This is a genomic window from Streptomyces sp. NPDC059582 (genome assembly GCF_042735715.1).
Lineage (GTDB): Bacteria > Actinomycetota > Actinomycetes > Streptomycetales > Streptomycetaceae > Streptomyces.
The window spans coordinates 93,118-118,571 of the sequence record NZ_JBHWCC010000029.1; the positions used below are offsets into that span (position 1 = coordinate 93,118).

Sequence of the window (25,454 nt, forward strand, 5' to 3'; positions counted from 1 at the left end):
GCCCTTCGGCGGCGAGCCGTCGGGCTCTCCTGCGGCCTCGTACGACCTGGAACGGCCGTGTACTGCCCTGTACGACCTCGAACGGCCGGTCGTGCGATTCCCCGCGTCCCCTCGGGGGCGGGGAATCGCGCGAAGGCCTACTTGACGCCGAGGATCTGCTCGATCGGGTCGATCGCGAAATACACGAGGAACAGCGCCGAGGCCCCCCACAGCAGCCAGTGGACCTCCTTGGCCTTGCCGAGCACCGTCTTGATCAGGACGTAGGCGAGGAAGCCCGCGCCGATGCCGTTGGTGATCGAGTAGGTGAAGGGCATCACGGCGATGGTCAGGAACGCCGGGATGGCGAACTCGTACCTGTCCCAGTCGATGTTCTTGACCTGGGTCATCATCAGGAAGCCCACCGCGACCAGGGCCGGGGCGGCCGCCTGGAGCGGGACGATGGTGAGCAGCGGGGTCAGGAAGAGCGCGAGGGCGAACATGCCGCCGGTGACCAGGTTGGAGAAGCCGGTGCGCGAGCCCTCGCCGACGCCGGCCGCGGACTCGATGTAGGAGGTCGCCGAGGAGGACGAGGCCGCGCCGCCCGCGACCGCGGCAGCGCCGTCGATGAGCAGCACCCGGCCGAGGTTGGGCACCTTGCCCTCGTCGTCCAGCAGGCCCGCCTCGGCGCTGATGCCGACGACGGTGCCCATGGTGTCGAAGAAGTCGGACAGGATCAGCGTGAAGACCAGCAGGACGACGGTGAGGGCGCTGGTCTCGCCGAACGCGCCGAACAGGCTGAAGTGACCGAGCAGCCCGAAGTCGGGGGTGTCGACGGCCTTGTCGGGCCACGCCGGTGTGGTCAGGCCCCAGGACTTGATGTCGGCGATCGAGTCGATGACGATCGCGACGACCGTCATGGTCACGATGCTGATGAGGATGGCGCCCTTGACCTTGCGGGCGAGCAGTCCGACGGTCAGCAGCACGCCGAGACAGAAGACGAGAACCGGCCAGCCGGTGAGGGTGCCCGTACCGCCGAGCTGGACCGGCACGGTGGTGCCCGCGATGTCGGGGATACGGCTGACGAAACCGGCGTCGACGAAGCCGATGAAGGCGATGAACAGGCCGATGCCGACGCTGATCGCCTGCTTGAGCGGTTGCGGGATGGCGTGCATGACGGCCTCGCGCAGCCCGGTCGCCACCAGCACGCAGATCAGCAGGCCTTCGAGGACGATGAGGCCCATCGCGTCGTCCCAGCTCATCAGCGGGGCGATCTGGAAGGCGACGACGGCGTTGAGGCCGAGTCCGGCGGCCAGCGCGAGCGGGAGGTTGCCGCCGACGCCCATGATGATCGTCATGACGGCGGCCACCAGGGCGGTGGCGGTGGTGAGTTGGACGGCGTCGAGCTGGTGGCCGAACTTGTCCTTGGCGCTGCCGAGGATGATGGGATTCAGGACAAGGATGTAGGCCATGGTGAAGAACGTGGCGAAGCCGCCGCGTATCTCCCGGCCGAAGGTGGACCCCCGTTCGGAGATTCTGAAGAACCGGTCGACACCGTTGGCCGCTGGTGGGGCGGCACTTGGCCGGTCGGTCACCTTCTGTTGTTCGGACATGGCAGGTACTCCTCGTCGCCTGATTGATCGGTGCGCGGATGCTGGCTGGATTGTTCCCTCGCCGAACCTGTTTCAGGTTTTCCCCGTGTTACGGAATCGGGTTCAGGCAGCCACACGCCGTTCGAAGCCCTGTACGAACAGGGCCGTTGACCACTGCTACGCTTCCGGATCTCGCCCGGCCACCCCCTCCGGGCTTCCCCATGCCATGTATATGACATGCACATGCGCCCTGTCGTCGGCGCACTTCGCACCGAGACGAGGTCATCCGTGGGCACAGTCGTGGACGACGGAGCCTCCGTGGAGTTCCACGCCTTCTTCGAGCGTCACTACGCCGAACTCACGGGCCTCGCCCATCTGTTGACGGGAGAGCCGGACGCCGCCGACGATCTGGCGGCGGACGCGCTGCTGGCGCTGTGGTACCGCTGGGACCGGATCCGGACCGCCGACCGCCCGGTGGCGTACGCGCGGGGTGTCGTCGCCAACCTGGCCCGCACCCGGATCCGCAGCGCCGTGCGCGAGCGGCGCAGGGTCGCTCTCTTCTGGTCGCAACGCACGGAGAAGGTGGCGCAGAACCCGGACGTCGCGAGCGTGGTGGACGTCCGGACGGCGCTGCGTGGACTCCCGTTCCGCAAACGCGCTTGCGTGGTGCTGCGGCACGCCTTCGATCTCTCCGAGAAGGACACCGCGCTGGCCCTGGGGATCTCGGTGGGTACGGTGAAGAGCCAGACCTCCAAGGGCATGGCCGAGTTGCAGAGGCTGCTGGGCGCACAGGGAACGCGGCAGAAGGTGCGCGCGGTGCTGGCGCGCACCGGCGAGGCCGGGGGAAGGGGCCGATGACGTTGCGTCGGGACGCGCACGACGAGCTGCGCGCCCTGCTGCACGAGGCGGCCGAGGCGCACGAACCGCGACCGGTCCCGCATCCTGGCCCGGATCGGACGGGGCACGGCCGGCCGACGGCGGACGGACCACCGGGCGACGCGCCCGCCCCTGTGGAACTGGGCGCGGATCGCGAGCGCCACGGCCGCCGTCACGGGCCTGCTCGCGGTCGGCGGCGACGCGGTCGCGTCCGCGGTGAAGGACGACACCCCGCCGCGGCGGACGGTCGCGGTCTCGCCCACACCGGGCCGGTCCCCGGCCCCGACGGGCCGCCCCTCGGCCGCACCGCGCCCGACGCCGGGCTCCGGCGGCGCGCACGAGCCGGACGGGCCCCGACCGCGTCCCCCTCGCCGGACACCCCCACGTCCGGGCCCCCCGCGGCCTCCGCGCTCCCGCCCGCCGACGGCGACGGGGACGCCCCGCTGTGGTCGGACGGCTCGGTGGACCCGCACAGCGACAACTCCTGGGGGCAGAGCAACGTCACCTTCAGGACCGTCGAGGAACTGACGGCGCTCATCGTGCAGTTGAAGGTCATGCAGACCGGCGGGGGACGGCACGGCCGGCGCCTGGCGCTCGCTGCCCGAGGACGACTTCACACTGACGGTGGGCGATCAGGACGGCTTCCTCGTCTACACCTGGGCGCTCAAGGACGGCCGTACGGTCGCGGCCGGTGAGTGGGTGTTCGCCGGGCAGTACGACCACGACCGCGGCGGCCGGGACGCGAAGGACGACCGCTACACGGTCACGGCCACCGCGAGCGGCCGGGAGCGCGCGGTGGGCGGCGCCTTCGCCGCGCACCGCGGCGACGAGGGCGACTCCTAGGAGATCCGGCCGGCCCGGGTGAACGCCCCCGCCGGCCGCGGAACCGGGAGACGTCAGTTCATGGCCGTGCCGATGTCCGTCGAGCCCGTGGTCAGGAACGTGGTCTTCGGCAGCGACCCGTCCGCCCCGCGTGCCCCGTACGCCGTGGTCGCGTCCGTCGACCTGAAGGACGGAGTCGGCACTCCGCCGTCCCAGTTGTTGGCCGCGGACACCGTCGAGGAGCCGAGCTCGGCCGGGCCGCCCTGGTCGCCCACCGCGAGGTTGCGGGCGAGCCGCGCCCTGCCGCCGGCGAAGGAGAAGCCGGCCCCGGTGTTCGCGTACGCGGTGTTGCGGTTGAGCACGACGGCACCGGTGTTGGAGCTCGCGGTGAAGCCGTTGAGGGTGTTGTCCCAGGCCGCGTTCCTGTTCACGAGGTGCGCGACCGCGACGCCCCCACCGCCCAGCTCGAAGCCGTTGCCGTCGCCCTCGAAGGCCGGGTCGCTCCAGCGGTTTCTGCCGTTGCCGAACGCCCAGGAGTGGTCGATGGTCACCGGCGAGGAGAACTGCCGCAGGTCGAGGCCGTCGTCCGAGTTGTCGTACAGGCGGGCGCCGGTGATCCTGTTGCCCGTGCCCGAGCCGAACTCGACCGCGATGCCGTCGGCGTCCTGGCCGTGCCCGGCCGCGTCGTAGTTGCCGTGGCTGTCCAGGTTCTGCACGAGGTTGTCGACGGTGTGGTCGCCGCCCAGGGTGAACCCGGAGTCGCCGTTGTCCGCGGTGACCAGGTTCCTGAAGACGCCGCCGGTCGACGAGGTGACGACGAGGCCCTGGGCCGGGGAGTTCTGGAAGGTGAGGTCCTGAACGGTCCAGTAGCTGCCGTGGATCCCGGCGAGCGAGGATCCGGCGGGCAGTCGGGAGCCGTCGATCCGCACCCTCTCACCGCTCTGGGCCTGGAGCGTGATGCGCGCCGAACCGGTGCCGCTGGCCGTGGACCTGAGCGTGGCGGTCGGGTGGTACGTGCCGCCGCGGACCTGGATGACGGTACCGGCGGTGGCGTTCGCGACCGCCGACTCCAACTGCGCGGTGGTGGACACGGTGACCGTCGTGGACGCGGCCTCGGCACCCCCGTTCGACAGCCCGAGGAAGACGCCGCCCGCCCCCGCGGCGAGGGCCACCACGGCGGCGATCGGGAGGGTGCGCGTCCTGCGGTGGCGTCCGGTGCTCTGACGCACGGAGGGCTCCGTTCCTTGAGGGATGATGCGGAGTCCTGTCGCCGCCGGGGCCACGGAAGGTTGCCGTGGCGGGGCGACATCGCGCACGGATCTCGTCGGTTCTCTTCTCGTCCGCTCGCGGGGCGGCCCTCGCCCGGCCCGTGGACCGGGCGAGAGCCGGTGCGCCGACACTGGAGCCGGGCGGGCCCGTGCGGGCCGTCGTAGCCGCTCAAGCCCGCTCAAGCCCGCGCGGGCCCGGGCGGGCCCGTGCGGGCCGTCGTGGACTAGCTGACGAAGTACGTCGGGTTCGGCAGCTTGTACGTGCGGTCGGCGTAGCCGCCGTCGAGGTCGGAGTACTGGTCGCCGAAGTTGGCGATGACGTCGTACCCGAGGGCCTCGATGTGCTTGCGGGTGCCGGACTTGTACTGGACGGTCGTGCAGGTCCAGGTGCCCGGGGTGGCGCAGGCGCTCAGGTACGACGGCGGGTTGGCCGCGTCCTTGAGGAACATGTGGCCGGCGTCGAGGTTCACGTCGGCGCCGATCTTCCTCAGGTTCTCGACGGCGGCCGTGCGCTGCGCCTCGCCGAGACCGGAGTTGTAGAAGACCTCGACGCCCTTGGACTCGGCGTAGCGCACGAGCTCCGCGCTGCCGAAGACGGCGGGGCGGTCTGCCTTGTTCACGTACGCCGCCCAGGAGGCCGAGTTGTACGTGTAGTTGTAGCGCTTCTCGTAGTCGAGGCTGAGCAGCAGCGTGTCGTCGATGTCGAAGACGACCGCGGGCTTGGTGCCCCTGTGGTGGCCCTTGTGCGCGGCCTGGTCGATGTACTTCCTCGCGGAGGCGTCGATGCGCGCGAGGTCCTTGGCGTACTGGCTGTCCGGGGACGCCTGGTACACGCCGTCGGCGTCGAGCGCGGTGCCGTAATAGGTGTCGATGTCCTTCACCAGGAGCCCGATGTTGTAGGGCTCGTGGGTGGAGTTGGCCGTGGACTGGCCGGCCGTGGCGGCGCCGGCGCCGTAGAGCCCGGCACCGGCGACGACGACGGCTGCGGCGAGCGCCGTGATTCGCAGTGGCTTATGCATGACAAGTGTTCTACGCGCGTCACCCTGCGGGGCGCGAGAGCCGTTGCCTGATCGATACCGCGTTCACAGCAAAGATCACGTCAAGCTCCCCGGACGGGTCGGCCTGGGCGAGCCGTCAGCACTCCCGCCACGGCGTCCAGTCACCGAGGTGGGCCACTCGGGTCGCCGACTCCGCCTGCGCGACGCCGAGTTGGGGGCGGTTCTCGGGGACGGTGATCGCGGCGCCGGGACCGGTGTTGCGGTACTCGGCGAACCGCTGGGCCTGCCAGGGGTGGGCCGCCGACATGTCGGCGTACGGCGCGACCGCGTCGATGCCGGGGCCCAGCCGGGTGTCGCGGACGGTGAGCATGGGGCGGGCGGTGGGGTCGGAGCTGGGCACCCAGGGGCGGGCCAGTTTGTAGCGGCCGTCCGGGGCCGCGCTGCTCACCCTGCTCTTCGTGACCAGGTAGCCGCGCGGGTTGGCGGCCGCCGTGGAGGGGGCGAGGACGAAGCCGTACGGGGCGGCGGCCAGGTCGGTGCGGTCGAGGGTGCGGAAGTGGCAGTCCTCGTACACGGCCGTCGCCCGGCCGAAGACGAAGTCGACGTCGCCCTCGATGTGGCAGTGGGCGTAGTACTGGCGGGCGAAGGCGGTCAGGGCCGGCGAGTCGGCGTAGAGCGTGTCCTGGTGGCCGAGGAAGCGGCAGTGGTGGAAGGCCGAACGATCGCCCTGCACCTTGATCGCGACGGCCTGGGTGCCGGTGACGTCGGGGTGGTCGGCGCGCAGCCAGTCGTTGGCGAAGGTGATCCGGCGGGCGGTGAAGCCGTCGGCCTGCACAGTCGTGGTGGCGGACCCGCTGGTGCCGTAGGTGCCACCGTCGGGCCTGGGGGTGCCTGCCGCGTTGTCGTACACGATCACGACGTCCTCGGGGTGGTCCGAGGCGCCGATCCAGGTCGTCTGTGTGCGGGTGACGTCGACGGTGACCGTCTCCCGGTAGGTGCCGGGTGCGATGACCAGCGTCCAGCCGCTGCCGGTCGCGGCGGTCACGGCTGCCTGGACGGTGCTGAAGTCACCCCGGCCGCCCCGGTCGACGTACAGGGTCTTCGGGGTCGGGCGGGCGGCCGGTGAACCGTGGCGGCCGAACGGGCGCGGCAGGGCGGCGGCCCGGGCGGGGCCGGGTGCGAGGCCCAGGGCGGCGCCCGCGCCGGCGCCCGCCAGCAGGAAGCCTCTGCGGGAGAAGGGGAGGGAGAGGGGGAGATGCGAGGGCATGCGGCTGCTCCTTCGCGGTGCGGCTCGTACGGGTCGGGGGACCGGGCCGGGGCGGTGCGCCCCGGCCCGGTGGGCGGGGACGTCAGCGCAGGCGGCCGGCGCCCGCGCCGCAGTCGACGATGCGGGGGACGGCTTTCGCCGGGTCGACCCGGGTGCGCAGGGTGGGCGTCCACCCGGCGCCCGGCTCCAGGGCCTCCGCCGGGATCTCCGCGTTGTGGACGGCGATCAGGTCGGTGAGCCTGCCGTTGACGTAGTTGTCGGCGGCGGTGAGCGGGGCCACGTTCCATCGCTTCAGGGTCTTCGCCGCGCTGATCCCGTCCGGCAGCGTGAACGCGTTGTGCTCGGCGACGAGTTGGGACTCCTTGCCGATGCCGAAGCTGTAGGAGTAGCCCGCCTCGGCCACGAAGTGGTTGTTGTAGGAGTCGACCTGACCGAAGCGGACCCGTGGCGCGCGCTCCACCAGGCCCGAGAAGAGGTTGTGGTGGAAGGTGACCTTCAGGTGTCCCCGGTCGCCCACGGCGGTGGACTCGCTGTCGCTGTTGCCGATCAGGATCGTCTTGTCGTGCTCGGTGAAGACGTTCCAGGAGGCGGTGACGTGATCGGCGCCCCGGACGATGTCCAGCTCGCCGTCGTGCTGCTGGTAGAGCATGCCGAAGTAGGTCGGCGCCGCGCTGTCGGGATGGCTGCCGTCGGTGAACGTGTTGTGGTCCAGCCAGACATGGGTGGCGCCGTAGACGACGGCGGTGTCGTACTCGGAGTTCCAGTTGCCGGTGGCGCCGTCGGTGGGGTCCCACTGCGGGAAGCAGTCGAGGGGGCTCTCGAAGGCGAGGTTGCGCACGATGACGTTGTCGACGGCCTTGATCTGGAGGCTGACGCCCTTGAACCCTGCGTTCTTCCCGATGCCGATGACGGTGGTGTGGGCCGGGATGTCCACCTTGATGGCCTGGTCCTGCCGGGCGGCGGAGGCCCGGCGCAGCCCCTCGGGGCTGTCGTCGGGCTCGGCGCTCAGGTCGGTGTCCAGGCCCCAGGCCTCGGGCGAGTACCTCGCCAGATAGTCGTCGAGGTCGTAGCCGGGCGCGGCGAAGGCGTCGCAGCCCTCGGAGACGGCGTCGATCGTCCCCTTCACCTTGATGATCTTCGGTGCGGTGCCGTCGGCGGCGAGGGCGGCCTTGAAGCCGGCCCAGGTGGTGACGGTGTGGACGTGCGCGGCGTCGGCCGCGGCGCCGCCGGTGGTGCCGCTCCCGTAGGAGCCCCAGCCGTCGTGCGCGGCGAGCACCTGCCGGGCGGGGTCGCGGGGGGACTCTCCCGCGGTGGCGGTGCCGGTGACGGACAGCACCAGGGCCGTGCAGCCCACGAGTGCCCTTATGGCGCGTGCATGACATGCCTGTGTACGCATGGTGCGGGTCTCCTCGGTTGCGCGGCCGGGCGACGGTCGCCTCGGGCCGGGTCGATCCAGAACGGAGGGATGCCGATTCCCCAGGGGCGCGGGGAACCGCGCGACCGGCCACGACCGGCCCGCGGTCACCCCGCGACCGAACCACCCCAGCGGCTCAGTGGTTCTTCTTCCAGTCGGCCTGCGCCGCGTTCAGCTGGTCGGCGAGTGTGTCCAGGAAGTCCTTCGCGCTCATCTTCCCGAGCAGCACCTTCTGGAAGTTCGGCTCGTTGTCCGCCTTGGAGATCGTGTTCCAGTCGGGCAGGTAGTACGGCAGCTGGACGATCTTCGTACTGGTCCCGTTCAGCGCCTCAGCCGCCAGCTTCGTCGGCTCGGCGTTCTGGATCCACGCGTCCTGCGCGGCATCGGTGTTCGCCGGCACCTGCCCCGCAGACTCGTTGAACTTCGAGTTCTCCGCGGCCGAGAGCGCGAACTCGATGAACGTCCAGGCCGCCGCCTTGTTCTTGCTGGACTTGAACAGGCTCAGCCCGTCAACCGGGTTGGAGATCTGCACCCGGGTGCCGTCGTCCGCCGTCGGGTTCGGGACACCCTTGAACTTGTCCGCGCCCAGCGCCTTCAGATGGTCCTGGTAGGAGCCCAGGTTGTGGCTCAGCATGCCGATCGTGCCGCTGTCCCACTGGGCGACCATCTTGGTGAAGTCGTTGTTGACGTCGGCGGACGGGGTGTCCTTCTTGTACAGCGCGATGTACTTCTCGAGCGCCGCCACGTTCTTCGGGTCGTTGACCGTGGTCCTGTCGCCGTTCCAGAACGAGGTGATGCCGGTCTGGCCGTACACCGCGTCCAGGGCCGGCGCGATGGACCCCTCGCCGCCGCGGATGGTGAACCCGAACTTGTTCGCGCCCTTGTCGGTGAGCTTGTCGGCCGCCGCGTAGAACTTCGACCACGTGGTCGGGGCGTCGAGCCCGGCCGCCTCGAAGAGGTCCGTCCGGTACCACAGCGTGCCGTTGTTGGCGGAGGTCGGCACCTGGTACAGCGCGTCTCCGCCACCGGCCGACTTGCTGACGTCGAGCAGGTTCTGGCTCAGCTTGCCGTTCAGCGGACTCTTCTCCAGCCGGCCGTCCAGCGGCTCCAGCGCTCCCTGCACGGCGACCTCGGCGAGCACCGCGGTGCCCACCCCGCCGACGTCGGGCAGGCCGCCGCCCTGGATGGCGGTGTCGTACTTGGACTGGGCGCCGGCGGCGGGGATCCCGACGTAATTGACCTTGATGTCCGGGTACTTCTTCTCGAAGTCGGCGATGATCTGCTTCCAGATGTCGGTACGGACACCGCCGTTGTTGTCCCAGAAGGTGATCTCACCCTTGCCGGAACCCTCGCCGCCCTTGTCCCCCGCCGCGCCACTGCCGTCGTCGCCGCAGGCGGTGGCGGTCAGCGCGAGCACGGAGCCCAGGGCGACGGCCAGGGCGGCGCGCCTGCTTCTGCGGATGCTGCTCTTCATAGATCGGCTCTCTTCTTCCGGATCCGGCGGGGTCATGAGGGGATGGACGGGCTCGGTCACGTCGCCGGTGCCGACGACGCCACCGATGGGTAAGCGCTTGCTAGGGAAGTGCGTCATTGCGGCTCCCAACAGGCGTGCGGGTGGACTGGGTTACAGGGGACTGATCCGGAACTGGGTGAACGTGGCCGCGCCCGCGTGCCCATGGCCCTCGGGGGCGAGCGCGAACAGACCGAGCTGGGCACCGACCCATCGCCAGGGGGCGGCGGCGAAGACGGGACCCGACGGACGGGAACCGTCGACGGCGGGAGTCTCGGGAGACGCCGCGGGGACCGCGGGGAGTGCCCCCTCGGGCACCGGCGCGGCGGAGAACCGGCAGCGTGCTCCGGCCCCGATCTCGATCCGCAGCCTCACCCGTCCCTCCGGCGCGAGCCGCGGTAGTTCGGCGTCGCGCTCCCGTTCGGCGACGGACTCGGCGAACCGGTGCACGAGGTGCACCGCCCGGTCCGCGCCTCGCTGGAGCCCGATCCAGCCGTACGCGTCCCCGAGGACCGCGAGCCCGGCCCGCGCTCCCGGCTCCTCGCTGTGCAGCCTCAGCTCCACCTCGACGGCGACCGGCGTCCCGGGCAGCCGCTGGGTGAGGACGCTCGGCAATCTCCGCAGATCGTGCGCGTCGGCCGAGCGTACGCAGGTCAGCCGCAGCCCGTCGGCCGAGTGCCGGGTGGCCCAGCCGTCCAGCGGGTTGGCCGTCCACGACCACTGCCGGCCGAACCGTCCGCCCGGGAAGTCGTCGTCGGTGGCGGGCGCGGCGGCCGGCTGCGGGGGCAGGGCGGGCCGCCGGTGCTCGGCGACCGGGGCGCCCTCGTCGCCGAGCACCGGCCAGTGGTCGGCACCCCAGCGCATCGGCTGGAGATGGACGACCCGGCCGTACGCGCCACGCTGCTGGAAGTGCAGGAACCAGTCCTCGCCGGACGGGGTGCGCACCCAGCCGCCCTGGTGCGGGCCGTTGACGTCGGTGTCCTTCTGTTCCAGGACGATCCGCTCCTCGTACGGGCCGAAGAACTCCCGGGCGCGGAAGGCGCCCTGCCAGCCGGTGCCGACTCCCCCGGCGGGCGCCAGGATCCAGAACCAGCCGTCGTGCCGGTAGAGCTTGGGGCCTTCGAGGGTGAACCAGCCGGGGATCCGGTCACCGTCGACGATCACCTTGCCGTCGTCGAGCAGGGAGGTTCCGTCGGGGTGCATCCGGTGGCCGGTGAGGCGGTTCTTGACGCCGGAGCGCGACCTGGCCCAGGCATGGGCCAGATACGCCTCACCGGTCTCGTCGTCCCACAGGGGGCAGGGGTCGATGAGCCCCTTGCCCTCCTTCAGCAGGTGCGGGCGGCTCCAAGGGCCGCGGATCGCGGGGGCGTTGATCTGGAAGATGCCCTGATCGGGGTCGCCCCAGAAGATCCAGAAGCGATCGTCGTGGTGCCGCAGCGACGGGGCCCAGACCCCGCCGTCGTGCCGCGGTGAGCCGAACTCCGAGGCTGGTTCCAGGCGTTCGAGGGCGTGGCCGACCAGTGTCCAGTCCACGAGGTCGCGGGAGTGCAGCAGCGGCAGGCCGGGGACGCGGCCGAAGCTGGAGGCGGTGAGGTAGAAGTCTTCGCCGACCCTGACGACGTCCGGATCGGACCAGTCGGCGTTCAGCACGGGGTTGCGGTAGGTCTCGTACGTCACCGGCCGACCGCCTTCCGCACCAGCGCGGCGGCCGAGTCCCGGTCGAGCCGGCCGTCGGCGGCGACGGTGACGATCCGGCGTACGGCGGTGTCGCCGGGCTCGATCGTCAGCCGCTGCTCGGCCGCCAGGGACGAGCCGACGCCGGGATAGTCGGCGGCGCGCACGAACCAGGGGTCCTGTCGGGTGGTGTCCGTGGCCCCGGCGAAGACCAGCGTCCAGGTGGCCCCGGCCAGGGCGAGCCAGTCGGCGCGGGCGCCGTGGGCGGCGGCCTCGCCCTCGGTGTCGGCGGTGAAGACGTCCGGGGCCCGGGACTCCCCGCGGGCCCGCCAGAAGTAGCCGCCGTAGGCCGCGCCCGGGCGCCCGTTGGTGGCGGGGCTGCCGATCGACAGCGGGTCCGGCGTGACGTTGGTCAGCGAGAAGGTGAAGTCCAGCGCCCAGGCGGACGAGGTGAGTTCGACGGCCGCGACCGTACGGCACTCACGCAGCAGCTCGGTTCCCGCGGCCACCCAGCGCAGTTGCGCCACGAAGCCGTCGGGGTCGCACAGCTGGAACGCCGTGTGCCGCTGGGCGCCGTGGTTGTCGAGCTCGGTCGGGCCCCGGTCGCGGACGTAGGTGCGCCCGCCCCAGAAGTTGTGCCCCTCGACGTCGGGAACGGCGACACCGACGCCGAGGTGGTGGAGGTGGTCGGCGGGGCCGAGCTCGGTGACCGCCGTGCCGGCCAGGGTGGTGACGGGATGCAGATAAGGGCGCGGGGAGAGCCGGGCGGGCAGTTCGGGCCTGATCACGTAGCGGGCGACCGGGCGGCCCGCGACACGCAGGACCGGTGCGTCGTTCGCCGTCATCGGGTGCTCACCTCTTCCGGGTCCGCCGGGGTGAGCGCCCAGGGGGCGCCCAGTTCGGAGTAGAGGGCGAGGGTGTCGGCGGCGGCCGCGACCAGTTCCTCGACGCCGGGCACGATCCGGCGGCCCTCCTCGGGGACCGGACACCAGGCCCCGGCGGGCAGCGCGGCCGGGTCGGGCGCCAGCCGGATCGCCTCGACGACCTTCATGAACGCGCCGGTCGCCGCCGGCGGGACGAGCAGCGCGCTCCCGTCGGTGACATGCGCGACGAGGTTCTCCAGCAGGTCGGTACGGCCGTACTCGTACTCCTGCGGGCCGTGGTCCGCGCGCTGGAGCAGCACGCGGTCCTGCTTGTACCAGAAGGTGATGCGGCCGTGGCTGCCGTGCACGACGACGTACGGCTCGCCGGGCTGCTCGGCGCACAGCGTCGCGGCGACGGTGATCCGCCGGCCCCGAGCGGTGGTGACGCGGACGCAGGAGGTGTCGTCGGACTCGATGTCGTTGGCGCGCAGCAGTTCGGTCTCGATGCCGGTGACGTCCTCGGCGCGGGGTGAGCCGCCCAGGGCGAGGGCGGTGGCCACGGCGTGCGCGAGGGGGTTGGTGAGGACGCCGTCGACCACGTCGACGGCGTCCAGCCGTCGCCTGCCCGCCCAGGCCGCCCGCCGGTAGTAGGCCTCGGCGCGCGCCCAGGCCCCGGCGCCGCCGATCCCGGCCACCGCGCCGATCGCACCCTGCGCGATCAGCTCGCGGATCGCGGGCAGGGCGTGCGAGCCCAGCGACTGGAAACCGATCTGGCAGCCGACCCCGGCCTTCGCGACCCCGTCGGCCATCCGGCGGAACTCGGCGTAGGAGGGGGCGGGCGGCTTCTCCAGGAGGAGGTGCACGCCCCGTCGCGCGGCCGTCAGCGCGAGGTCGGTGTGGGTGGGGATGGGCGTGCAGATCACGGCGATCCGGGCGCCGGTGGAGTCGAGGAGCGCGCCGAGGTCGGCGGACTGCTCGGGGGTGCCGAGGCCGTCGGGGATCTCGTCCGGGGCCAGCGGGGTCAGTTCGCAGATACCGGCCAGCCGGACGGCTCCCCGGTCCTGGAGCCGGCGGATGTTCTCGAGATGCCGGCGGCCGTGGCCGCGCGCACCGGCGAGGACGACGGGGAGCGCCGCGGCGGGGGCGGCGGTGTTCGTGTGCGTGTGCGTCTGGATCTGGGTCTCGGTCTGGGTCTGGGTCTGGGTCTGGGTCTGCGGGGCCGGGGGTGAGTACGTGCGTGCGGCCGGCGTCATGCCCGTGCCGGTGTTCGTGCTTGTGTACGTGCCCGCGTTCACGCCCGTGCCCGTGTACGTGCCAGTGCCCGTGACCGTGTACGTACTGGTCATGGGGGTCTCCCGGCGCCCGGGCCCGGTGTCGCCTCGGGGCCTCATCCCTTCACCGCCCCCGCGCTGAAGCCGGTGATCAGCCACTTCTGGATGAAGGCGAACACGATCACCACGGGCAGGGCCGCGATGATGCCGCCCGCGGCCAGCCCGCCCAGGTCGACGCTGTCCGAGCTCATCAGGGTGTTGAGGCCCACCGGGATGGTCTGCTTGTCCTGGTCGGAGAGGAACATCAGGGCGAACAGGAAGTGGTTCCAGGCGTGCACGAAGGCGAAGGAGCCGACGGCTATCAACCCGGGCCGCAGCAGCGGCAATACCACGATGCGGAAGGCGGTGAGCCGGGTGCAGCCGTCGACCCAGGCGGCCTCCTCCAGGGAGTACGGCACGTTCCGGATGAAGCCGCTGATCAGGATCATCGACAGCGGCAGCTGGAAGACCGTCTCCGCGATGACGACGCTGCTCAGCGAGTTGATCATCTGGAGGCCGGCGAAGATCTGGAAGAGAGGCACCAGGAGCAGCGCGCCCGGGACGAACTGCGAGCACAGCAGGGCCAGCATGAAGGCGCGCTTGATCCGGAAGTCGAACCGGGCGAGCGCGTAGCCGCCGGCCAGGGCGACGACGGTGGTCAGGAACAGGGTCGCCACGCCGACCAGCACGCTGTTCTGGAAGTAGGTGCCGAAGCTGCGCTCCGTCCAGACCTTCTCGAAGTGGTCGAAGGTCATCGGCCAGGGCACGAGCGAGGTCGAGCCGGCCGGGCGCAGGGCGAAGAGCAGGATCCAGTAGAACGGGATCAGCGTGAAGAGCAGGTAGACCGACAGGGGAAGGTAGATCTGCCAGCGCGGGGCCTCGTCCCAGGCCCGGCGGCGCCGGGCCGGGCGGGGGGATCCGGGGGCGGCCGGCCGCTCGGGAGCGGGGGCGACCGCGGTGGCCTCCTTGGTGATCACTTGTCCTCGCCTCCGAACTTGCTCAGCCGCAGATAGACGACCGAGCAGAACAGCAGGATCACGAACGCGACCGTCGTCAGGGCGGACGCGTAGCCGAAGTTGTGGGCGTCGACGCTGGTGTTGGCGATGTAGAGCGGAAGCGTCGTGGTCTCGCCGGCCGGGCCACCGCCGGTGAGGGTGTAGAGCAGGTCGACGTTGTTGAACTCCCAGACCGCGCGCAGCAGCGTGGAAAGGACGATCGCGTCCTTCAGATGCGGCAGCGTGATGTGCCAGAACTGCTTCAGCCGGCTCGCGCCGTCGACCTCGGCGGCCTCGTACAGGTCCTTGGAGACGGACTGGAGGTCGGCGAGGATGAGGATCGCGAAGAAGGGGACACCGCGCCACAGGTCGGCGACGACCGCCGCCGGGAAGACGGTGGAGGTGTCCGACAGCCAGCTGGTGCCGTAGTCGCCGATGCCGAGGTCCGCGAGGTAACGGGTGATACCCGTCTGGGAGTTGTAGAGCAGCACCCAGATCGCGGAGGTGAGCACACCGGAGACTGCCCATGGGGAGAAGACCAGGGCACGGCCCAGACCCCGGCCGACGAAGGTCTGGTTGACGATCAGCGCCAGCGCGAGACCGCACAGCAGTTGCAGACCGACCTCGACGACGACCCACTTGGCGCTGAAGGTCAGCGTGTCCCAGAACTGCGGGTCGTCGCCGAAGGCGTGGACGAAGTTGTCGAAGCCCGCGTAGCCGTTCCGCCACGGCTTGGTGGGGTTGTAGTTCTGCAGGCTGTAGTAGAAGACGCTGATGACCGGGTAGGCGATGAAGCCCAGCATCAGCAGGGCCGCCGGGGCGATCAGCAGGTACGGCAGCCTGCGGGGCGTGGTGGAGGCACGGCGCCGCCGGGGTGGCACGGGCGGTTTCGCCACGGCTGCGGCTTGGGCCATGACTGGTCTCCGTTCTCGGTACGTCGTGCGTGCGTGATGCGTGCGTGGCGCGTGGATGGTCCTCGCGTGGTACCGCTTGCGCGGTGTGCGTGTGCGGCGCTTGCGTGGTGTGCGTCGTGCGTGAGCGGCGCTTGCGCGGTGTGCGCGTGTGGCGCTTACGTGGCGTGCGTCGTGCGCGTGTGGCGCTTACGTGGCGTGCGTCGTGCGTGTGCTCGCGTGGCACGAGTGGTGCGTACGGGTGCCCGCGTGACGCGGGAAGCGCTTTCTCCCTGTACAGGGGTGTGCCGTGCCGAAGGCCGGATCCGCGGGGGTCAGCCCGCGTACGGATCCGGCACCTGGCCCGGCCGGGCCAGGAACTCGAAGTCGCAGCCGGTGTCGGCCTGGGTGATCTGCTCGTTGTAGAGCGCGCCGTAGCCACGCTCGTAGCGCACGGGCGGCGGCGTCCATTGCGCCCTGCGTCGCTCCAACTCCTCGTCGTCGACGTCGAGACGGAGGGTGCGCGCGTCGACGTCCAGGGTGATCGGATCGCCGGTGCGCACCAGCGCCAGCGGCCCGCCGATGTACGACTCCGGTGCCACGTGCAGCACACAGGCGCCGTAACTCGTCCCGCTCATCCGGGCGTCGGAGATCCGCACCATGTCCCGCACCCCCTGCTTGAGCAGGTGGTCGGGGATGGGCAGCATCCCGTACTCCGGCATGCCCGGACCGCCCTTGGGCCCGGCGTTGCGCAGCACCAGCACGCTGTCCGCGGTGATGCCGAGCTCCGGGTCGTTGATGGTCCGCTGCATCGTCCTGTAGTCGTCGAAGACGACCGCGGTCCCGGTGTGCTTGAGCAGGTGACGCTCGGCGGCGATGTGCTTGATGACGGCGCCGTCCGGGCAGAGGTTGCCGCGCAGGACGGCGACCCCGCCCTCGGCCGCGACCGGGTTGTCCCGCGGGCGGATGACGTCGTCGTCGTGCACCCGGGCGCCGGCGAGCTGTTCGCGCAGGGTGTCGTACGAGATCGTCGGCCGGTCGAGGTGGAGCAGGTCCGGGATGCGGGAGAGGAACCCCGGGAGGCCGCCGGCGAAGTGGAAGTCCTCCATGAGGTACGTCCGGCCGCCGGGGCGGACGTTGGCGAGGACGGGAACCGTACGGGCGATGCGGTCGAAGTCGTCGAGGGTGAGGGTGACCCCGGCCCGGCCCGCCATGGCGATCAGGTGGATGACGGCGTTGGTGGAGCCGCCGAGGCCGAGGACGGTGGTGACGGCGTCCTCGAAGGCGTCACGGGTGAGGATCTCGGAGAGGATCCGCCCCTTGTGGACTTGTTCAACGATCCTCATGCCGGCCGAAGCGGCCATCCGATCGTGTCCCGAGTCCACGGCGGGAATGCTCGACGCTCCGGGAACCGTCACACCGAGCGCCTCCGCGGCGGCCGTCAGCGTGGACGCCGTCCCCATCGTCATGCAGTGCCCGGGGGAACGCGCGAGCCCGTTCTCCAGCTCGGTCATCTCGCAGTCACCGATGAGGCCGGCCCGCTTGTCGTCCCAGTACTTCCACATGTCGGTGCCGGAGCCGAGGACCTCGTTGCGCCAGTGTCCGGGCAGCATGGGCCCGGCGGGCACGAAGACGGTCGGCAGGTCGACGGAGGCGGCCCCCATGAGCAGGGCGGGCGTGGTCTTGTCGCAGCCGCCCATCAGCACGGCGCCGTCCACCGGATAGGACCGCAGCAGCTCCTCGGTCTCCATCGCCAGCAGGTTGCGGTAGAGCATCGGGGTCGGTTTCTGGAAGGTCTCGCTGAGCGTGGAGACGGGGAACTCGAGCGGGAATCCGCCCGCCTGCCACACGCCCCGCTTCACGGCCTGGGCCCGGTCCCTCAGGTGCACATGGCAGGGGTTGATGTCGGACCAGGTGTTGAGGATCGCGATGACGGGCTTGCCCAGGTGCTCCTCGGGGAGGTAGCCGAGCTGGCGGGTGCGGGCGCGATGGCTGAAGGAGCGCAGTCCGTCGGTGCCGTACCACTGGTGGCTTCTGAGCTCCTCCGGGCGCTTCTGCACCACCGGGGACTCTCCCCCGGGCTTCATATGGACCACCCGGCCGCGATGGCGGCGACCTCGGCCCGCTCCCGCTCCGGCAGCACCCTGCTCGGCGGGCGGACCTCGCGGCGGCACAGACCGAGGGAGGCGAGGGCCTCCTTGACGACGGTGACATTGTCGGCGGAGCCGTTGGCGGCGCGCAGTTCCTCGAAGCGGCGGATCTGTTCCCAGACCTTCATGGCGGCCGGGTAGTCGCCCGCCCGCAGCGCCTCGATCATGTTCAGCGAGACGGCCGGGGCGACGTTCACGAGCCCGGAGGTGAAGCCGGTGGCGCCCGCGGAGAAGTACGAGGGGGCGTAGGGCTCGGCCAGACCGGCGACCCAGACGAATCGTTCCAGCCCGGCGTCGCGGGCGAAGGCGGCGAAGCGGGAGGCGTCCGGAACGGCGTACTTGACGCCGATGACGTTCGGGCAGGCGTCGGCGAGCTCGGCGAGGCGGGCGCCGGTCAGCTGCGCGTTGCGGATGTAGGGGACGACGCCCAGTTCGGGCACCGCCGCAGCGACGGCGCGATGGTAGTCGACCCAGCCGCGCTGCGAGACGTAGGGGTGGACGGGCTGGTGGACCATGACCATCTCGGCCCCGAGCTCACGGGCGTGCCGCGCGGAGTCGACGGCGGTGGGCACGTCGTGCCCGACCCCGACGAGGACCGTCGAACGATCCCCCGCCTCATCGATCGTCAGTTCCGTGACCAGACGACGCTCTTCGGGGGTGAGGGCGTAGAACTCGCCGGTGTTGCCGTTCGGGGTGAGCGTGGTGATCCCGCCGTCGAGCAGCCGGCGCAGCAGGGCCCGGTGGGCGCGCCGGTCGACGGAGCCGTCCTCGGCGAACGGGGTCACCGGGATCGCCACCACGTCGGCCAGGGCCGCCCGCTGGGACTCGAACGCCACGCTGCTCATTCCCGGCCTTCCTCTGCCGCCGCCACCTCTGCCACCACCGCTGCCTCTGCTGCTGCCTCCGCCTCTGTCGGGGGGAACGCGCGCCGCACGAAGGACGCGATGTGGGCGTGCAGGGCGCTCGCCGCGCCGTCCGCGTCCCCGTCGAGGGCGAGCCGCAGGATCTCCCGGTGTTCACCGGCCTCCCGCTCCCAGGAGGGCGAGGCGGCCCAGGCGACGGCGGAGACAAGGGCGGCCTGGTCGCGGACCTCGTCGAGCATCCTGCCGAGCAGCGGGTTGCCGCACGGGAGGTACAGAGCGCGATGGAACTCCCTGTTCGCCAGGGAGCGTTCGGCGGTGTCCGTGGCCTCGTCGGCCCGGGTCAGCGCGTCGCGCGCGGCGTCCAGGGAGGCGCCGCGCCGCACGGCCCGCTTCAGCGCCTCGGGCTCCAGCAGCAGCCGGACGTCGTAGATCTCGCGCGCCATGTCCGCGTCCACCATGCGCACCGTGACGCCCTTGTACTGGTTCATCACGACGAGTCCGGTGCCGGCCAGGGTCTTGAGCGCCTCGCGCACCGGGGTCTTGGACACCCCGAACTGCGCGGCGAGTTCGGTCTCGACCAGAGCCTGACCCGGCGTCAACTGCCCGGTGAGGATGCGGTGTTTGATCCCTTCCAGCACGAACTGCGTGCGGGAGGGGATCGGGATGGGCACAGAGGTCATGCGCGCCTCTCGGATCTCACGTATCGGATCTCACGTATCGCGTCTCATATATGACGTACGAAGTACGACGGGTTGAAGGTAGGAGCGGCCCTGTGTTTCGTCAATGCTTCCGACAAAGGAAGTCGACGTAGCCGGAGGGGAATCGGAAGGAAACCGGAAGAGAATCGGAAGGAAATCACAAGGAAATCAGAGGGAAGGGGACAGAAGCCCTCAGAACGTCTTCGTCTCGCCCTCGCGCGCGGCGGAGACCCGGCCGCCGAACACCGTGGCGGCGCGCGCCACGGCCGCCTCCCGGCTGAGCGTGGGTCCCACATGGGTGATCAGGAGCTCCCGCGCGCCCTTCGCGTACCCGCCGGCCTCCTCGGGTGTGAGATGCACCCGGCGTTCGCCTTCGCGACGGCGGTCGATGTCGGCCTCACAGAGGAACACGTCCGCGCGGGAGGCGAGTTCGGTGAGCGCGTCACAGGGGCCGCTGTCCCCGGAGTACGCGAGGACGCTCCCCTGGCACTCGGCGCGCAGTCCGTACGCCTCGGCGTCGTGGGCGACGGCGCGCGTGGTGAGGCGGAGGTTCCAGTGCCGTACGGCATGGTTGTCGTGCAGGGGCCGGAAGTCGAGGATGCCGCTCAGGAAGCGCGTGTCCGGCTGCCCGAAGAACCCGGCGAGGCGCCGTGCGCAGTCCTTCGGGGCGTACACCGGGACGGGTACGGGCGGGGTGAGCCCGCCGAAGGCGAACGCGTAGACCGCCGACAGCAGGTCGGAGCTGTGGTCGGCGTGCAGATGGGAGATCCAGACGGCCGTGAGCCGCGTGGGATCGGTGTGCCGTTGCAACTCGGCGAAGGTTCCCGGCCCGGCGTCCACCCACACCTCGGCGCCTCCGCCGCGCAGCAGGTAGCCGGAGCAGGGGCGGCCGGGCTGCGGGTGCGGGGAGGCGGTGCCGAGGACGGTGAGGCTCAGGGGCATGGACCGGAGAGTACGTTTCCCGGCCCCGGCCCGCTTCCGGTTCCGGGTGGTCTACGGCTTCCAGCCCGGGTCCCGTCCGCTCGGTCCCACCGCCCGGTCGAGCAGGGGGGCGTCGTGCGGCACCGGGACGACGGGGCCGAAGATGCCGTCGAGGCGGTGGGGGTCCTCGGCGGCGTCGAGGAGGAAGCCGTACGCCGCCCCCAGCGCGGCCGGGTCGGGGCGTACTCCTGGCCGGTCGCCCGCGCCAGGTCCCAGCCGTGGACGACCAGTTCGTCGGCGAGGACGGCCGCGGCGACCGCGCCGGGCGGGTCCACGCCCCCCGCGCGGGTCATGCCGGTCCAGGCGGCGGGGTCACGCCAGGCCTCGGCGAGTCCGGCGAGCGCCTCGGGCAGTCGCTGGCGCCAGTCGGGACCGATGTCGGGCACGGCGGCGTCCGGGCTGGTGCCGGTCGTGACGCCCAGGTCCTTGCGTCCTGCGTCGCGGAAGGCGACGACCAGGCCGGACAGGTGGCCCAGCAGATTGCGTACGGCACAGTTCTCGCACGGGGTGGCGTCCGCCCGCTGCTCGTCGCGCACGCCTGCCACGAGGTCCGTCAGGATCCGGGCCTGCGGTCCCAGGCCGAAGGTCATGGTGTCGTTCATGCGGTGCTCCTCCGGAGTGCGGTGTCCCTACGGAGGTGGACCGCCGACGCCCGCGGAACTCATCAGCCGGACGGTTGCGCCACGGCCGCCACGATCCGGTGAAGTCCGCCACGATCCGGTGAAGTCCGCCAGGGTCCGGCTCAGTCCGCCACGATCCGGTGAAGTCCCTTACGGCCCGGCGCAGTACGCCGTAGTCCGGCGCGGTCCGGCGCGCGACGTGGCGCACGGTCCTAGGGCAGCTGCCCGATGCCGACGCGCCCGCCTCAGCACCACGATGACCGGTCATGACGACAACCTGGACCGTGGTGCGCGTGCTGCGCGACCGGGACGCGGCGCTCCATCTGGCGGCCCTCGTGGTCTCCGGCTTCGGCACGTCGGCGCTGTGGCTGGCGTCCGGCATGTGGGTCAAGGACCTGACGGGCTCGGACGGGCTGGCGGCGCTGTGCATGCTCGCGCTGTGGGCGCCGTCGCCGGCCGGCCCGCTGCTGGGCACCCTGGCCGACCGCGTCCGGCGCAGACCGCTGCTGGTCGGGGTCGACCTGTTCCTGGCGGCCCTGCTGCCCGCCCTGCTCACGGTCGACTCCCCCGGCGGCCTGTGGCTGCTCTTCACGGTCCTGCTCGGGTACGGCGCGGCGTCCGTCGTCCACGAGGCGGCCAGGTCGGCGCTGGTCGCCGCCGCCGTGGACCCGGCGCTGCTCGGCGACTTCAACGGGCTGCGGACGGCGGCGGTGGAGGGCATGAAGCTGGTGGCCCCGGCGGCTGGGGCGGGCCTCTACGTGGCGTACGGCGGCCCGAGCGTCGCGCTGCTGGACGCGATGAGCTTCGGGTGCGCCGCTCTGCTGTACGCCTGCCTCCGGGTCCACGAGAGCAGGCCCGAGCCGCCCACGACCGGCTGGCGGGAGCGGACCGCCGAGGGCGCCCGGCAGGTGTGGGCGCGGCCCCGGCCACGGGGCCTGGTCCTGGCGGCCGGGACGACGATGTTCTTCGCGGGGCTCAACGGCGCTCTGGTCTACGCCGTCGTGGACGGCCTCGGGCACTCCCCCGCGTTCGCCGGTGTGCTGGCCGCCGTCCAGGGCGCCGGGTCGGTCGTGGTCGGGCTGGCGTCCGGGCCCGCGCTGCGCCGGCTCGGTGAGCGCCGGTTCGCGGCGGCCGGCATCGTGCTGACCGCGGTCGCGGTGGGGCTGCGGGCGATTCCCCTCGACGCGGTGGCGCTGGCGTGCGGCGCGGCGATCGGCCTGGGGCTGCCGTGCGTGTTGATCGCCGCGTTCACCGCCGTACAGCGCGAGACGCCCGGCCCGTCGCTGGGCCGGGCCGTCGCCACGGCCGGGACGCTGGTGTTCGCCCCGAACGCGTTCGGGCTGGCCATGGGCGCGGGTCTGGTCGAACTGGTCCCCCACCGGACGCTGCTGGTGCTGGCCGGGCTGGCCCTGCCGGTGGCCCTGGTGCCGCTGCGTCAGCGGGCGGCGAGCGCCTCCCGTACCGCCGCCAGGTCATCGTCCGACGCCAACCCCGCGTGATAGAGCCGCAGTTCCGTCGCCCCGAAGTCGCGGGCGCGTGCCGCGTCCGCCGCCAGGGTCGCCGGGCTGCCGCCCATCCCGGAGACCACGGTGAGGTTGGCGGCCAGGACCGCGCCCTCGCGTCCCCGCTCGGCGAAGGGCGTCAGCGGGCCGGGGCCACCCGCGCAGGGCACGACCACGCCGTCCGCGACGGACAGGATGTGCGCGGGGTCCACGCCCACGTTCGCGCCGCAGTGGTACCACACCGGATCCGCGTGCAGCAGGACCTGGAAGCCGTCGGGTGCGGCGGCGCGGACGGCGGCGACCGCCTCCTCCTGGAGGGTGCGGGCCGTCGTCTCGCGCCACGCGCGGGTGGCCGTCGCGCGCGCCTCGCCGAGCAGCTTCTCGACGCCCGCCCAGCCGCCGTCGCCGTCGGCCGCGCCCCGCCACAGCGGCTCCAGCGCGTCGCGTACGGCGCTCGCCAGCTCGTCGGCGTCCAGGCCCTGTGTCCCGTACCCCGCCCGGCAGTCCGGGCAGAAGCAGAGCGCCATCAGGTACTGTCCGGCGTCCCCCAGGCCGACCCCGCCGGTCTTGTCGTGGGCGTGCAGGTGGGGCAGGCCGTACCAGCCGAGGGACTCCAGCTCGGTGCCGAGCGCCCCGGGCCGTACGGCGGCCTCGGCGGCCAGGTCTACGAGGTACGCGCGCGTGGCGGGCTGCGCGATGCACGGCGCCCACGGGTAGCGGTCGCCGTAGGCGTTGACGACCGAGGTGTCCGGGTGTTCCGCGCCCAGGCGGGAGTTGTGCGCGAGGACCACCCAGGTGTGCACCTCGAGACCGGCGTCCGCGAGCGCGGCGGACGCCTCGCCGTAGGCGTCCCCGGGGGCCCAGTCCCCGGCCGGACGCGGCCGCAGGGCGCGGCCCGTCCAGCGGTCGCCGAGGGGGTACAGCGCGGCGGCGTGCTCGGCGGTGACGATGCGGTGGCGCGGGTGGCGTGGGGTCAGGGCGCGGGTGGAGTGGTAGGCGGCGGCGAGGGTGACCTGCCGTACGCCGAGCGCGGCGATGCGGGCGGCCGCCCGCGGATCGCCGTTGACGTCCCAGGGGTAGACGAACGCCGACGCCTTCACTCGCCTGCCTCCAGCAGTGCGTATCCGCGTTCGATCAGCTGGGCGAGCTGCTTCACATGGTCCTCGGTCGGCTCGTGCAGCGGCGGCCGCACCTCACCCACGTCCAGCCCGCGCAGCCGTACTCCGGCCTTGACCAGGGAGACGGCGTAGCCGCGGCCCTGGGCGCGCAGTTCGACGAAGGGGCGGTAGAAGCCGTCCAGGAGCCGGTGCGCGGTGGCGTCGTCGCCCGACCCCAGCGCCTGGTGGAAGGCGAGGGCGAGTTCCGGGACGAAGCAGAACACGGCGGAGGAGTAGAGGGTGATGCCGAGGGCGCGGTAGGCGAGCTGGGTCTGCTCGGCGGTGGGCAGCCCGTTGAAGTACAGGAAGTCGCCAGGCGCCTCGGTGCGTACGGCGCTCACGATGCGCTGCATCAGGTCCAGGTCGCCGAGGCCGTCCTTGAGGCCGATGATCCCGTCGGTGCGGGCCAGCCCGACCACGGTCTCGGGGGTGAACACGGCGTTGTCGCGCTGGTAGACGATGACGGGCAGGTCCGTCGCCGCGGCCACCTCACGGTAGTGCCGCAACAGCCCCTCCTGGCCGGCGACCACGAGGTACGGCGGCATGGCGAGGAGTCCGTCGGCGCCGGCCGTCCGCGCGAGCCGGGCGTAGCGCACGGCGAGCGCGGTGCCGTATCCGGCGCCGGCGATCACCGGCACGCGACCGTCGGCCGCCTCCACGGCCGCCCGTACGCAGTCCTCGAACTCCTCGGGTGTCAGCGCGTGGAACTCGCCGGTGCCGCAGCAGGCGAAGACGGCGGCGGCACCAGCCTCGACCCCCCGGCGGACATGCGCGCGGTAGACGTCGAGGTCGACGGAGCCGTCGGGACCGAACGGGGTGACGGGGAAGAACAACGGCCCGCTGGGGATGCCGAGTCGAGCGGCGAGGGGGGCTGGCGTCACGGGCTCTCCCTAGGACAGGCGCGCACGTTTCCGATCCGCGCTCACGCTTCTGATCGGCGTCTACATTTCTGAACACGCCTAGCCTAAGGAGCCCCCTCGGGGCCGGTCAAGCGCGCACCTCCGCAATACGGAAGCGGATTCACCAGGTCCGCGCCACACTTGACGGGACGCGCCGACGATCCTTAGCGTGTCCACGCATGTGAATGCCGTCCATGAATACGCATTGCCCTCAGTTGCGGCCACCTGTCTCAGGCGGCGGACCCAAGGAGACCCGAGGATGCCCGCTCCCCGCACCGTTCTGCTCACCGGCGCCGCCGGCGGGCTCGGCACCCTGATGCGGGGCCTGCTCCCGGACCACGGCTACCGGCTGCGGCTGCTCGACATGCGTCCGATCGAGGGCGAGCCGGACGCGATCACGGCCGACCTGGCCGACCGGGAGACCCTGCGGGAGGCCGTCCGGGGTGTCGACGCGATCATCCACCTTGCGGGCATCTCCCTGGAAGCCCCCTTCGAGGACATCCTCCGGGCGAACATCGAGGGGACCTACAACCTGTACGAGGCCGCCCGCGCGGAGGGCGTCGGACGCGTCGTCTTCGCCTCCTCCAACCACGCGGTGGGCTTCACCCCCGCGCCCCGCGGGGACGATCCGCTGATCCCGGTCGACACCCCGCGCCGCCCGGACACCTTCTACGGCCTGTCCAAGTCCTTCGGCGAGGACCTCGCCCAGTTCTACTGGGACAAGCACGGCCTGGAGACCGTCTCGGTGCGTATCGGCTCCTGCTTCCCGCGGCCCACCAGCGTGCGCATGCTGTCGGTCTGGATGAGCCCCGCCGACGGCGCCCGCCTCTTCCACGCGGCTCTGACCGCCGAGCGCGTCGGCCACACCGTGGTCTACGGCTCCTCCGCCAACACCCGCCTGTGGTGGGACCTGTCGAGCGCGCGGGCGCTGGGCTACGAGCCGCGGGACGACTCCGAGCCGTACGCCGAGAAGCTGATCGCCGAACACGGCGAGCTGGACCCGGCGAACCCCGCCCAGTCCCACCTGGGCGGCCACTTCGTGAACGACCCGCCGATCTGGCCGTACTGAGCCGTGGCGGCCGGAACGAGTCGGCGCAGGGGAGCGGGCGGGCACCGAACGGGCCCGCCC

The 25,454-nt window shown here is 71.9% G+C and carries 22 protein-coding genes; 4 read left to right on the top strand and 18 right to left on the bottom strand.

Going from position 1 to position 25,454, the window contains the following annotated elements:
* Positions 1 to 137: 137 nt before the first annotated feature.
* On the bottom strand, positions 138 to 1,589 hold the full coding sequence (locus ACFV0T_RS24230) for an NCS2 family permease (RefSeq protein ID WP_385782751.1): 1,452 nt from the start codon (positions 1,587 to 1,589) through the stop codon (positions 138 to 140).
* Between the two features lie 267 nt (positions 1,590 to 1,856).
* Here ACFV0T_RS24230 and ACFV0T_RS24235 point away from each other — a divergent pair, with 267 nt between their 5' ends.
* Together ACFV0T_RS24235 and ACFV0T_RS24240 are read left to right on the top strand one after the other, a co-directional pair.
* Positions 1,857 to 2,426, top strand: a complete 570-nt coding sequence (locus ACFV0T_RS24235) for a SigE family RNA polymerase sigma factor (RefSeq protein WP_385782754.1) — start codon at positions 1,857 to 1,859, stop codon at positions 2,424 to 2,426.
* Positions 2,427 to 3,068: 642 nt separating this feature from the next.
* Positions 3,069 to 3,287, top strand: coding sequence for a hypothetical protein (locus tag ACFV0T_RS24240; protein ID WP_385782755.1), 219 nt, complete (start codon positions 3,069 to 3,071; stop codon positions 3,285 to 3,287).
* Positions 3,288 to 3,340: 53 nt separating this feature from the next.
* Here the strand turns inward: ACFV0T_RS24240 and ACFV0T_RS24245 are convergent, their stop codons facing one another.
* From ACFV0T_RS24245 to ACFV0T_RS24315, 15 genes are all read right to left on the bottom strand, one after another.
* On the bottom strand, positions 3,341 to 4,495 hold the full coding sequence (locus ACFV0T_RS24245; protein ID WP_385782758.1) for a right-handed parallel beta-helix repeat-containing protein: 1,155 nt from the start codon (positions 4,493 to 4,495) through the stop codon (positions 3,341 to 3,343).
* Positions 4,496 to 4,758: 263 nt separating this feature from the next.
* Entirely contained in the window at positions 4,759 to 5,553 is a 795-nt protein-coding gene (locus tag ACFV0T_RS24250; protein WP_385782760.1) for an HAD family acid phosphatase, read from the bottom strand.
* Between the two features lie 115 nt (positions 5,554 to 5,668).
* Entirely contained in the window at positions 5,669 to 6,799 is a 1,131-nt protein-coding gene (locus ACFV0T_RS24255) for a pectinesterase family protein (RefSeq protein WP_385782763.1), read from the bottom strand.
* 82 nt (positions 6,800 to 6,881) lie between these two features.
* On the bottom strand, positions 6,882 to 8,195 hold the full coding sequence (locus ACFV0T_RS24260) for a polysaccharide lyase family 1 protein (RefSeq protein ID WP_385782766.1): 1,314 nt from the start codon (positions 8,193 to 8,195) through the stop codon (positions 6,882 to 6,884).
* A gap of 154 nt (positions 8,196 to 8,349) precedes the next feature.
* The gene (locus tag ACFV0T_RS24265; protein ID WP_385782768.1) at positions 8,350 to 9,687 is read right to left on the bottom strand and encodes an ABC transporter substrate-binding protein; all 1,338 of its coding nucleotides are present in this window, start codon (positions 9,685 to 9,687) and stop codon (positions 8,350 to 8,352) included.
* A gap of 150 nt (positions 9,688 to 9,837) precedes the next feature.
* Complete coding sequence (locus ACFV0T_RS24270) at positions 9,838 to 11,400, bottom strand: family 43 glycosylhydrolase (protein ID WP_385782771.1); 1,563 nt, start codon at positions 11,398 to 11,400, stop codon at positions 9,838 to 9,840.
* Positions 11,397 to 12,242: a PmoA family protein gene (locus ACFV0T_RS24275; RefSeq protein WP_385782773.1), complete on the bottom strand. Its 846-nt coding sequence runs from the start codon at positions 12,240 to 12,242 to the stop codon at positions 11,397 to 11,399. The genes ACFV0T_RS24270 and ACFV0T_RS24275 overlap by 4 nt, the downstream gene beginning before the upstream one ends.
* Complete coding sequence (locus tag ACFV0T_RS24280) at positions 12,239 to 13,606, bottom strand: Gfo/Idh/MocA family protein (protein ID WP_385782776.1); 1,368 nt, start codon at positions 13,604 to 13,606, stop codon at positions 12,239 to 12,241. The genes ACFV0T_RS24275 and ACFV0T_RS24280 overlap by 4 nt, the downstream gene beginning before the upstream one ends.
* Before the next feature lie 41 nt (positions 13,607 to 13,647).
* On the bottom strand, positions 13,648 to 14,547 hold the full coding sequence (locus ACFV0T_RS24285) for a carbohydrate ABC transporter permease (RefSeq protein WP_385782779.1): 900 nt from the start codon (positions 14,545 to 14,547) through the stop codon (positions 13,648 to 13,650).
* Positions 14,544 to 15,479: a carbohydrate ABC transporter permease gene (locus tag ACFV0T_RS24290; protein WP_385782782.1), complete on the bottom strand. Its 936-nt coding sequence runs from the start codon at positions 15,477 to 15,479 to the stop codon at positions 14,544 to 14,546. The genes ACFV0T_RS24285 and ACFV0T_RS24290 overlap by 4 nt, the downstream gene beginning before the upstream one ends.
* Before the next feature lie 311 nt (positions 15,480 to 15,790).
* Positions 15,791 to 17,518 carry an L-arabinonate dehydratase gene (araD, locus tag ACFV0T_RS24295; RefSeq protein ID WP_385782785.1) on the bottom strand — a complete coding sequence of 576 codons (1,728 nt, stop codon included), beginning with the start codon at positions 17,516 to 17,518 and terminating at the stop codon, positions 15,791 to 15,793.
* A 20-nt stretch (positions 17,519 to 17,538) separates the two neighbouring features.
* Positions 17,539 to 18,450, bottom strand: a complete 912-nt coding sequence (locus ACFV0T_RS24300) for a dihydrodipicolinate synthase family protein (protein WP_385782787.1) — start codon at positions 18,448 to 18,450, stop codon at positions 17,539 to 17,541.
* A complete protein-coding gene (locus tag ACFV0T_RS24305; RefSeq protein WP_385782790.1) occupies positions 18,447 to 19,148 on the bottom strand; it encodes a GntR family transcriptional regulator in 702 nt (233 codons plus the stop codon). The genes ACFV0T_RS24300 and ACFV0T_RS24305 overlap by 4 nt, the downstream gene beginning before the upstream one ends.
* A gap of 210 nt (positions 19,149 to 19,358) precedes the next feature.
* Positions 19,359 to 20,108 (bottom strand): MBL fold metallo-hydrolase, encoded by a 750-nt coding sequence (locus ACFV0T_RS24310; RefSeq protein ID WP_385782793.1) that lies wholly within the window; start codon positions 20,106 to 20,108, stop codon positions 19,359 to 19,361.
* Entirely contained in the window at positions 20,099 to 20,749 is a 651-nt protein-coding gene (locus ACFV0T_RS24315; RefSeq protein WP_385782796.1) for a TIGR03086 family metal-binding protein, read from the bottom strand. Before ACFV0T_RS24315 ends, ACFV0T_RS24310 begins: the two co-directional genes overlap by 10 nt.
* Before the next feature lie 284 nt (positions 20,750 to 21,033).
* Here ACFV0T_RS24315 and ACFV0T_RS24320 point away from each other — a divergent pair, with 284 nt between their 5' ends.
* Complete coding sequence (locus ACFV0T_RS24320) at positions 21,034 to 22,266, top strand: MFS transporter (protein WP_385782798.1); 1,233 nt, start codon at positions 21,034 to 21,036, stop codon at positions 22,264 to 22,266.
* Here the strand turns inward: ACFV0T_RS24320 and ACFV0T_RS24325 are convergent.
* Positions 22,203 to 23,369 (bottom strand): hypothetical protein, encoded by a 1,167-nt coding sequence (locus ACFV0T_RS24325; RefSeq protein WP_385782801.1) that lies wholly within the window; start codon positions 23,367 to 23,369, stop codon positions 22,203 to 22,205. The two genes, ACFV0T_RS24320 and ACFV0T_RS24325, sit on opposite strands and share 64 nt — an antisense overlap.
* Positions 23,366 to 24,307: a 5-dehydro-4-deoxyglucarate dehydratase gene (locus tag ACFV0T_RS24330; protein ID WP_385782803.1), complete on the bottom strand. Its 942-nt coding sequence runs from the start codon at positions 24,305 to 24,307 to the stop codon at positions 23,366 to 23,368. The genes ACFV0T_RS24325 and ACFV0T_RS24330 overlap by 4 nt, the downstream gene beginning before the upstream one ends.
* A 277-nt stretch (positions 24,308 to 24,584) precedes the next feature.
* Here ACFV0T_RS24330 and ACFV0T_RS24335 point away from each other — a divergent pair, with 277 nt between their 5' ends.
* Positions 24,585 to 25,394 (top strand): NAD-dependent epimerase/dehydratase family protein, encoded by an 810-nt coding sequence (locus ACFV0T_RS24335; protein ID WP_385782806.1) that lies wholly within the window; start codon positions 24,585 to 24,587, stop codon positions 25,392 to 25,394.
* The last annotated feature ends 60 nt before the right edge of the window (positions 25,395 to 25,454 follow it).